This is a genomic window from Mesorhizobium sp. M8A.F.Ca.ET.021.01.1.1 (genome assembly GCF_003998025.1).
Taxonomy (GTDB): Bacteria; Pseudomonadota; Alphaproteobacteria; order Rhizobiales; family Rhizobiaceae; genus Mesorhizobium.
Map to the genome: position 1 here is coordinate 1 of NZ_RZSJ01000283.1, position 7,516 is coordinate 7,516.

Below are 7,516 nucleotides of genomic sequence, written 5' to 3' on the forward strand. Positions count from 1 at the left end.
GTTCATGGCACGGCGGCCCCTGAATGTGACTTCCGCCCGGATTAGCGCATCGGCCGCAAAATCGAAACGGCAAAGCGGATGCCCGAAACAAAAAGGCCGCCTCGAAGGCGGCCTTTCCGATATCGCAGAAAGACGTTCGCTTAGCGCGAATAGAATTCGACGACCAGGTTCGGTTCCATCTGCACGGCGAACGGAACGTCCGCGAGGCCGGGGATGCGCGAGAAGGTCGCGACCATCTTGTTGTGATCGGCTTCGATGTAGTCCGGCACGTCGCGCTCGGCGAGGCCCACCGATTCGAGGACGATGACCAGCTGCTTGGACTTTTCGCGCACTTCGACGACATCGCCCGGCTTGCAGCGGTACGAGCCGATGTTGACGCGCTTGCCGTTGACGTTGACGTGGCCGTGGTTGACGAACTGGCGGGCGGCGAAGATGGTCGGCACGAACTTGGCGCGGTAGACGACCGCGTCCAGACGCGACTCGAGCAGGCCGATCAGGTTCTCGGAGGTGTCGCCCTTGCGGCGATCGGCCTCTTCATAGACCTTGCGGAACTGCTTTTCCGAAACGTCGCCATAGTGACCCTTCAGCTTTTGCTTGGCGCGCAGCTGCAGGCCGAAGTCGGAAAGCTTGCCCTTGCGGCGCTGGCCATGCTGGCCGGGGCCGTATTCACGCTTGTTGACCGGGGACTTCGGGCGGCCCCAGATATTTTCGCCGAGACGGCGGTCGATCTTGTATTTCGCGGATTCGCGCTTGCTCATCGCATTCCCTTTTCAAAACGACACACCCGGCACCTCATGGTCCGGGTGAAGGAAACGCGCCCTCCTCTGGCCTCCGTTTTCGAGACCTGACAGGATTTTCCCACGCAACGCGGCGGAAAACCCACGGGACACGTCAGTTCAAACAAGATCGGAAACAGCTATCGTGACAGATCTTGCGTATACAAAACAAACACCGGACATCGCTGCCCGGCGTTGGCGGCTGATTAAACCGAGATTTAACCGATGTCAAGTTCGTGAGTGGCGCGGCGCGGCGCAAACAGTATAGCGTTCAAGGCGTTGATGCGATGCCGGATGTGGCGGGAGGGTTTTCGCCAGCGGGACCAGGAAGGGACTGGAGCTAGAGAGCCTGATTGCATGAAGAAGTTCCTCCTACCCTGGCAGGTGCCGCGGTGCTTGCAGGGTTGATGGTGCTCGTCCCGGAACCGGCCATGGCGCCATTGGCACGGCCATAGGCAGGTCTGCCGGGTCATCGTCAAAAAGAGAGGTGGTGTGGCGGCATGGTCATCGCAGGCTGATCGTCGAGAGAATACGGCACTGCCACCGCTGGTAGGCTGTTCCGCACAACAATCCCACGGGCAGCGCATGTCGCTGGCCCTTTTTCATTCCAAGGTAGTCGGGCTCGAAGCGCTCAAGCCTAGGATTTTTTCTCCGGTAGACCCTTGCGCTTCGTCTCGGCGAATTCCTCGAGCTGCTTTTCATTCATCGATTCGTACATGCCCTTGGAAGCGCCTTTGAGCTCGCTTTTCTTGGTCTCGCCGCGCTTGGCGGAGAGTGCGGCGCCGGCGGCCTTCTGCTGGGCTTTCGAGGTGGCTGGCATGGCGAGGTCTCCTTTTGCTGTCAGGAGAAACGCCGCGCTTCGGCGGCGGTTCCAGCGCCAATGGCTCATTCCCGATCCGCTCGGCGCCAGCCGGTGGCCGCCCTTGGCGATTTTCGTTGGCAGCCTTCCCGTGTCCGGAACCCCAGTGTAGGACGGCTGAATGAAATCTCTGACCGATCCCTCACAGGCTCTCTCCACTGGCCTGGCGAAAATCCGCACCGAATTGCACGTGCCGGATGGATTTCCGGCTGATGTCGTTGCCGCAGCGGATGCGGCGGCCAAACGTGTGCCCGACCAGCATGCCGATCGAAGGGCGATGCCCTTTGTCACGCTCGACCCGGCTGCCTCCACCGATCTTGATCAAGCATTCTCGATCGAGGCGAGCGGCAGTGATCTTCTGCTGCATTATGCCATTGCCGACGTGGCCTGGTTCGTCGAGGACGGCGACACGGTGGATCTCGAAGCCTGGACGCGGGGCGAGACACTTTACTTGCCGGACGGCAAGGCCGGGCTCTACCCGCCGGTGATTGCCGAGGGTGCGGCAAGCCTGTTGCCTGATGGACCGCGTCCAGCTGTCATCTTCACGGTTCGGGTTGCGCAGGATGGTGCGACGAAGCTGGACGGCGCGGAGCGGGCAATCATTCAAAGCCGCGCCAAGCTCGCCTATGACAGCGTGAAGGCTTCCGACGTTCCGGCCGGCTTTGCCGAAATGGCGCGGCGCATGGCAATGAACGAAAAGCGTCGCGGGGCTTCCCGCGTCGATCCACCCGAGCAGGAGGTGGAAAGGCTCGCCGATGGCACATACCGGCTTTCGTTCAGACCGCTGCTGCAATCCGAGCAGGACAATGCCGCGCTTTCGCTGGCCGCCAACATGGCGATTGCCGATGCCATGCTTGCGCATCACACCGGTTTGTTCCGGGTGATGTCGGGGCCGGATGCGTTCAAGGTTCAAAGACTGCGCAACGCGGCACAGGCTCTCGGACTGTCCTGGCCGGCCTCCACCGGTTTGCGAGACTATCAGCGAACCCTCGATCCCACCGATCCGCGACAAGCAGCGTTGATGCTGGAAATCCGCCATGCAAGCCCCGGCGCGTCCTACCAGCCCTATCAGGACGGCGTTGTCCCCTGGCATGAGGCCATGGCCGCCACCTATGCCCATGCGACAGCGCCACTCAGGCGACTTGCCGATCGCTATGTCGTGCGCTGCGCGCTGGCGATCGCCAACGGCCAGCCCGTGCCCCAGGCTGTCACCGACGCGTTCGCCAGGTTGCCGAAGGCGATGGGACGTGCCGATAGCCGCGCTTCGCTGATCAACCACGCGGCCATCGACCTTGCCGAGGCGGTCATGCTGGAGGGGCGCGAGGGTGAGACGTTCAAAGCCGTCGTCACCGACGTCGTCGACCATGGCGTGCGCGTTCAGCTTGCCGACATGCCTGTCGTTGCAAACGTAAAAGCCTCGGGGCTCAGACAGGGCGAAGATCTGAAGCTAAGGCTGGTCCTGGCTGATCCGGATCAACGCAGCATCGTCTTCGAACCTGTTTGACAGGCAGACGTTGCCCACTGTCTAGCGCACGGTCAGTCCAAAGCCCTGCATCAGGCGGCTGACGGCGAAATCCGCCTTGCCCGAGGTGAACACCGCTATATCGGGTTCGCCTTGCGGCAGCGCTCCATCGATGGGCGGCAGCAGCGAGAGGGCTCGCCGTGCGATCGCTTCGGCCGGATCGATCCAGTCGACCGGCCAGGGCGCGGTCTTGCGCATGCGATTGACCAGAAAGGGATAGTGCGTGCAGGCCAGCACGACGATGTCGGTGCGCATGCCGTCGCGCTCGATGAAGCATGGCGCGATCTCGGCGCGTACGGCCTCCTCGTCGACGAAGCCCTCGCGCATATAGGCTTCGGACAGGCCCGCCAGCCTGTCGCTGCCGACCAGGCGGACATGGCATTTCTGTGCCCATTTGCTGATCAGGTCGCGCGTGTATTGCCGCTTCACCGTGCCTGGCGTCGCCAGCACCGAGACCAGGCCCGAGCGCGTGCGCTCGGCCGCCGGCTTGACCGCAGGCACGGTGCCGACGAAGGGATGGCCAGGAAATCTTTCACGCAGCGCGTCGATCACCAGCGTCGAGGCGGTGTTGCAGGCGATGACCGAAATCGCCGGCGCGAAGCGGTCGAGCAATTTGGCGAACAGCTCCAGTATATGGGTCCGCAGTGCCGGCTCTTCCCAGGCGCCAAAGGGAAAAGCGGCATCGTCGGCGACATAGATGAAGCGCCGGTCGGGCATCAGGACGCGCGCCTCGCGCAGCACGGTGAGCCCGCCGACGCCGGAATCGAACATCAGGATCGGCTGGTCAGTCATTGTCTGTTCCCTTGCCGCCCAGCGGCGGCGTGTCGGTATCGTCGCCATTGGCGTCGGGGAGTTCATCAGCCGCATCCACCTTGCGAGCACGCGCGGCCGCCGCCGGCAATCGCCGGGGATCGTCGCCCGGAGAGCCGTCGCCGCGCGGCATGGCCGGCGAGAACCTGTCCAGCGACGAGATGATGCCGCGCAACACCTTGAGCTCCGGTTCGGCGAAGCCGGGCCGCGTCAGCACGGCGCGCAGATTGTCGACCATTTTCGGTTTCTTCGGCGCCGGTCGGAAATAGCCGCGCGCTTCCAATGCGCCCTCCAGATAAGCGAACAGGCCGTGCAATTCCTCTTTGCTGGCCGGCTTCATGTCCGGGCCGGAGAAATTGGTCTTGGTCTCGTCCTCCAGACCCGACTTCATCCACTCATAGGACATCAGCAGCGCGGCCTGGGCGATGTTGAGCGAAGAGAAATCGGGATCGACCGGAAAGGTGACGATCTCGTCGGCAAGGCCGACCTCGTCATTGTAGAGACCGAAGCGCTCACGGCCGAACAATATGCCGGTGCGCTGCCCCATTCCGTGACGGGCACGGAGCACCCTGCCCGCCTCGACCGGGCCGCGCACGGATTTGAAGCCGTCGCGCTGCCTGGCCGTGGTGGCGAAAACGAAGTTCAGATCGGCAAGCGCCGACGCCAGATCGTCGAACACTTTGACCGCGTCGATGACATGATCGGCGCGGCTGGCGGCGGCACGCGCCTTCTCGCTCGGCCAGCCGTCGCGCGGATTGACCAGGCGCAGCTCGGAAAGTCCGAAATTGGCCATGGCGCGGGCGACCATGCCGATATTCTCGCCGAGCTGCGGCTCGACGAGGATGATCGCCGGGCCGGCGGCTGCGGTGCTGTATGGATCTTTGGCGTCGGGCATGATTGTCAATGAACTGCTGTTTGCGGCATTTCAGCGTCCCCTGCCATATTCGGCCGCGAAAATGAAGCATTCGCAAACGATCGCGGTCATGGCTGACATTCGTGACCGATCGGCGTTTGCGCGGCCAAAAGCGCTTTGATATACGGGCGCATCCCCCGGCTACACGCCACACCGGCATGGCCGTTCCATCAGAAGCAACGAGGCATTCTTTCCATGACGAAGATCAAGGTGGCGAACCCGGTCGTCGAACTCGACGGCGACGAGATGACCCGCATCATCTGGCAGTTCATCAAGGACAAGCTGATCCACCCTTATCTCGACCTCAAGCTCGACTATTACGATCTCGGCGTCGAGCACCGCGACGCCACCAACGACCAGGTGACCATCGATTCGGCCAACGCCATTAAGAAATACGGCGTCGGCGTGAAATGCGCGACGATCACCCCCGACGAGCAGCGCGTCGAGGAGTTCAAGCTGAAGAAGATGTGGAAGTCGCCCAACGGCACCATCCGCAACATTCTCGGCGGCACCATCTTCCGCGAGCCGATCATCATGAAGAACGTGCCGCGCCTGGTGCCCGGCTGGACCAAGCCGATCATCGTCGGCCGCCATGCCTTCGGCGACCAGTACCGCGCCACCGATTTCCGGTTCCCCGGCAAGGGCAAGCTGACGATCAAGTTCGTCGGCGAGGACGGCCAGGTGATCGAGCATGACGTGTTCGACGCGCCCGGCGCCGGTGTGGCCATGGCCATGTACAATCTCGACGAGTCGATCCGCGAATTCGCCCGGGCGTCGCTGAACTACGGCCTGTTGCGCAACTATCCGGTCTACCTGTCGACCAAGAACACCATCCTCAAGGCCTATGACGGCCGCTTCAAGGACATCTTCCAGGAAGTCTACGAGCATGAATTCGAAGCCGAGTTCAAGTCGAAGAAGCTGTGGTACGAGCACCGCCTGATCGACGACATGGTGGCGTCGAGCCTGAAATGGTCGGGCGGCTACGTCTGGGCCTGCAAGAACTATGACGGCGACGTCCAGTCCGACACGGTGGCGCAGGGTTTTGGCTCGCTCGGCCTGATGACCTCGGTGCTGATGACGCCGGACGGCAAGACAGTGGAAGCCGAAGCCGCGCACGGCACCGTCACCCGCCACTACCGCCAGCACCAGAAGGGCGAGGAAACCTCGACCAACTCGATCGCCTCGATCTTCGCCTGGACGCGCGGCCTGGCGCACCGTGCCAAGCTCGACGACAATGCCGAACTGAAGCGCTTTGCCGAGACCCTGGAAAAGGTCTGCATCCAGACCGTCGAAAGCGGCTTCATGACCAAGGACCTGTCGCTCTTGATCGGCCCCGATCAGCCCTGGCTCTCGACCACCGGCTTCCTCGACAAGATCGACGAGAATTTGCAGAAGGCGATGGCGTAAGTACCCGCGGTTCCAAATGCCGAAGGCTCCGAAAGGAGCCTTCGCTTTTTGGGCCGGCGCATGCGAAGGGCTGACAGCATGACCAAGCCAATCCTCTACGGCGCGGACTACAGTGTATATGTGCGCATCGCGCGGATGGCGCTGGAGGAGAAAGGCATCGACTACGAGCTGGTGCCGCTCGATGTCTTCGCCACCGACGGCATTCCCGCCTGGTATCTGGAACATCACCCGTTCGGCCGCATCCCGGCCTTCGAACATGACGGGTTCCGGCTCTTCGAGACGAATGCGATCGCGCGCTATGTCGATGAAGCGTTCGAGGGTCCGGCGCTGCAGCCGGCCGACGCGCGCGGCCGAGCGAGGATGGGCCAGATGACAGGTATGCTCGATGCCTATGGCTACAGGTCGATGGTCTGGGATGTTGCCGTCGAGCGGCTGGAGAAGGAGGCGCCCGACGAGGCGCTGATCGCTGACGGGCTGCGCCAGGCCGAAACGGTGCTCGGGGTGCTGACGTCGCTGAAGGCACAAGGGCCTTGGCTGCTTGGCGACCAGCTGACGCTGGCCGACCTGCATGCGGCGCCGATGATTGGCTATTTCGTCAAGGTCATCGAGGGGCGTGACTTGCTGGCGCGGTTTGCACTGGTCCAGGAGTGGTATGCGCGCGTGGCTGCCCGCCCAAGCTTTGCCCACACCGAAAAGGTTGGTTGACGAGTATCGGGATAACCGCTGGACAGCACCCCTCGGTCCGGCAGGACAGAGGCAGGCGCTGTCCTGCCAGCCTCGGACTAGCTCGTTGGCACGCCTAGCGCCTACCTAAATTCGCTAGGCTGCTTCCAGCGCCGCCTTCACCGCCGCTATCGCATCATTGGCCTTCGAGGCATCCGGACCACCGGCCTGGGCCATGTCGGGGCGGCCGCCGCCGCCCTGCCCGCCCAATGCGGCGGAGGCAACGCGCACCAGGTCGACGGCGCTGAAGCGGCTGACGAGATCATCGGTCACGGCGACCACGACGCTCGCCTTGTTGTCCTCGCCGGCGCCAACGAACACGACGACGCCAGAGCCCAACGAAGTCTTGCCTGCGTCGGCCAGCGGCTTCAGGTCCTTCGGCGAGACCCCTGAAACCGCCTTGCCGAGGAAGCCGACGCCAGCCACGATCTCGTTGGCGGCCGGGGCATCGGCAGGCGACCCGCCGCCCAGCGCCAGCTTCTTGCGCGCTTCGGTCAGGTCCTTCT

The 7,516-nt window shown here is 63.1% G+C and carries 9 protein-coding genes; 4 read left to right on the forward strand and 5 right to left on the reverse strand.

The genetic code is table 11. The features are described 5' to 3' along the window. Positions 1 to 140 precede the first annotated feature (140 nt). Both rpsD and EOA36_RS20810 read right to left on the reverse strand, forming a co-directional pair. Entirely contained in the window at positions 141 to 758 is a 618-nt protein-coding gene (gene rpsD / locus EOA36_RS20805; RefSeq protein WP_013895883.1) for a 30S ribosomal protein S4, read from the reverse strand. A gap of 655 nt (positions 759 to 1,413) precedes the next feature. After that, a complete protein-coding gene (locus tag EOA36_RS20810) occupies positions 1,414 to 1,596 on the reverse strand; it encodes a DUF3008 family protein (RefSeq protein ID WP_015318153.1) in 183 nt (60 codons plus the stop codon). A 160-nt stretch (positions 1,597 to 1,756) separates the two neighbouring features. Here EOA36_RS20810 and EOA36_RS20815 point away from each other — a divergent pair, with 160 nt between their 5' ends. Then, positions 1,757 to 3,139, forward strand: coding sequence for an RNB domain-containing ribonuclease (locus tag EOA36_RS20815; RefSeq protein ID WP_127279223.1), 1,383 nt, complete (start codon positions 1,757 to 1,759; stop codon positions 3,137 to 3,139). A 21-nt stretch (positions 3,140 to 3,160) separates the two neighbouring features. On the opposite strand, the gene murI is transcribed toward EOA36_RS20815, so the two are convergent. Together murI and EOA36_RS20825 are read right to left on the reverse strand one after the other, a co-directional pair. Beyond that, complete coding sequence (gene murI, locus EOA36_RS20820) at positions 3,161 to 3,949, reverse strand: glutamate racemase (protein ID WP_127279224.1); 789 nt, start codon at positions 3,947 to 3,949, stop codon at positions 3,161 to 3,163. Continuing rightward, the gene (locus EOA36_RS20825) at positions 3,942 to 4,862 is read right to left on the reverse strand and encodes an RNA methyltransferase (protein ID WP_127279225.1); all 921 of its coding nucleotides are present in this window, start codon (positions 4,860 to 4,862) and stop codon (positions 3,942 to 3,944) included. Before EOA36_RS20825 ends, murI begins: the two co-directional genes overlap by 8 nt. On the opposite strand from EOA36_RS20825, the gene EOA36_RS37340 reads away from it, so the two are divergent. The 3 genes from EOA36_RS37340 (at position 4,861) to EOA36_RS20835 (ending at position 6,992) form a co-directional block, all read left to right on the forward strand. Further along, positions 4,861 to 5,001 carry a hypothetical protein gene (locus EOA36_RS37340; RefSeq protein WP_189343632.1) on the forward strand — a complete coding sequence of 47 codons (141 nt, stop codon included), beginning with the start codon at positions 4,861 to 4,863 and terminating at the stop codon, positions 4,999 to 5,001. The two genes, EOA36_RS20825 and EOA36_RS37340, sit on opposite strands and share 2 nt — an antisense overlap. A gap of 74 nt (positions 5,002 to 5,075) precedes the next feature. After that, positions 5,076 to 6,287: an NADP-dependent isocitrate dehydrogenase gene (locus tag EOA36_RS20830; protein ID WP_127279226.1), complete on the forward strand. Its 1,212-nt coding sequence runs from the start codon at positions 5,076 to 5,078 to the stop codon at positions 6,285 to 6,287. 78 nt (positions 6,288 to 6,365) lie between these two features. After that, positions 6,366 to 6,992 (forward strand): glutathione S-transferase family protein, encoded by a 627-nt coding sequence (locus EOA36_RS20835; RefSeq protein ID WP_127279227.1) that lies wholly within the window; start codon positions 6,366 to 6,368, stop codon positions 6,990 to 6,992. A 114-nt stretch (positions 6,993 to 7,106) separates the two neighbouring features. Here EOA36_RS20835 and EOA36_RS20840 read toward each other — a convergent pair. Then, the coding region (locus EOA36_RS20840; protein ID WP_245464422.1) for a DHHA1 domain-containing protein at positions 7,107 to 7,516 on the reverse strand (410 nt) is incomplete at its 5' end.